Origin of the sequence: Thermogemmatispora sp. (assembly GCF_019683635.1) — a bacterium.
In the GTDB taxonomy this organism is placed as follows: domain Bacteria; phylum Chloroflexota; class Ktedonobacteria; order Ktedonobacterales; family Ktedonobacteraceae; genus Thermogemmatispora.
Genome location: NZ_JADGIA010000361.1, coordinates 1 through 2021, shown reverse-complemented (window position 1 = coordinate 2021; position 2021 = coordinate 1). Strand labels below are relative to the sequence as shown.

Below are 2021 nucleotides of genomic sequence, written 5' to 3'. Positions count from 1 at the left end.
GTTCTCCCGGCTTGTTCTGCGAACGGCACTGGCTTCAACCCCGTACACCTGTTTCACCGCCCGCGACAGGGCCTGGAGCTGGCTCACGCACCCCAGGGTGTCGTGACCGGGAGAACGGAGCCCCGCAAGGCCATCAGCCTCCGGACTTGGGCTGGTCAACCTCGGGCTTGTTCATCACAAGCCCACGGCTTGAGCCGTGGGGTGGTTGACAGTCCAGCGGCCCTCGTCCGCGTGCCGTCCCAACCCGACCGGACCGGCTCTAAAGCGTCTAGAGCCACCGGGTCTCATCAGGATCATCTCCAGCTGCGCATGGCCGCAGCTCAACCCGGCTCAGCTCAGGTAAGAACCAGACAAGCTCGTTTGCCAGTTCAGTTCAGTTCACGCCACCAGCGAACCAGCTTCCTCCACAGCCTTCCACCGCCTGCCAGCAAAGCCGGCCCGCCTTTCAATACCTCTCTCCCCCGATCTGGGCAACGGCACCGTCCGGCTTACCCACCCACAGCTCCTCACTCATCCAACCAGGACACCAGCCAAACCAAAGGCTGCGACCGCAAGGTCGCCGAGCGCCAGACCTATTCTAACGTATACTGGACTACTGGTCAAGCTATGCGCGCTTTTGCCTGTCAGTACCACTTTCCATCCTTCTCCCCCTATATTCATAGATATTGTGTTCACTTTTGCTACTCATGCCGTTATAATAGCAACAGGATGGTTTAGTAGAGCAAAGGAGGCTACATGAACTTTTCACAGCAATTTCTCCGCCGCCAGAGTAGGCGCCATGCCCTTAAGCGGCTCGGGGCCTTTACCCTTGGCCTGAGCGCTAGCGCAGGTCTGGGAACAGGAGCGCTGACCGCCTTCGGGCGAGCCGCAGCCAGCGCGCCGGCGCCGGCCCCGACAGAGAACCCGCTCAAACATATTCTCATCCTCTGCCAGGAAAACCGCTCCTTTGATACCTATTTTGGCTACTACGAGCGGGCTGGGCGCTTCGCCGTACCGGCCAATTACAGCCAGCCGGGCGGAGCCGGTAAGCCAGCCGTCAAGCCCTATCACTTCAGCAGCTACACCAACCACGACATTCCCCACAGCTGGCAGGCCCTCCACGCCGAATGGAACGGTGGCAAGATGGACGGATTCGTCACCACAGATGGCCTCGAAGCTCTCGGCTACTACACGCGGAGCGACCTGCCTTACTACTACGCCCTGGCCGACGCCTTCACCCTCTGCGGCAACTACTTCTGCTACCAGCTCGGGCCGACCCTGCCGAATCGCCTCGCCCTCTGGAGCGGCACCTGTGGCGGCATCACCAACAATCGACCAGCGCCAGGCTCGCTCGACTGGCCAACCATCGCCGACTTGCTTGACCAGCACGGCATCAGCTGGCAAAGCTATAATCTCAACAGCCACAGCCGGCAGCGCATCGGCAGCCCCAACGGCTTCAACGGCCTGGCCTACTTCAAACGCTGGATCAACGACGCGCGGCTCTATGGCAGCGAAGATGACTACTATCAGGCCCTGGCCGACGGAACCCTTCCCCACGTTGCCTTTCTCATTACCAGCAGCGAGGTCAGCGAGCATCCCCCCAGCAATGTGCGCACTGGGGAGAAAAAGGTCGCTGAGATCATCAACGCGCTTATCGCCTCGCGCTACTGGAGCCAAGCAGCCTTCATCCTGACCTACGACGAGAACGGCGGCTACTTTGACCACATCGCGCCGCCACAGCTGGACGCTTATGGCCTCGGTATGCGCGTGCCCACGCTGATCATCTCGCCCTGGGTCAAGCGCGGCTATGTCGCCGGCCAACTCTACGAACACAGCTCCGTGCTCAAATTTATCGAGCGCACCTTCGGGCTGCCAGCCCTGGCGAGCCTCAACCATCAATTTGATGGCGAGACGCCTGCCAGCAACAACGACGCCGCCGCCGGGCGAAGTGCAGGACCGCCAGCCCCGCCACGCGACGGGCTGGCCCAGATCGGCGACCTCTATGAGGTCTTCGACTTTAGCCAGGACCCCCACTACTATCC

The 2021-nt window shown here is 61.3% G+C and carries 1 protein-coding gene; it reads left to right on the top strand.

Annotated features, from left to right (window positions below; all coding sequences use genetic code 11):
• Positions 1-735: 735 nt before the first annotated feature.
• On the top strand, positions 736-2021 hold a 1286-nt coding region (locus IRZ31_RS21300), incomplete at its 3' end, for an alkaline phosphatase family protein (protein WP_297157761.1).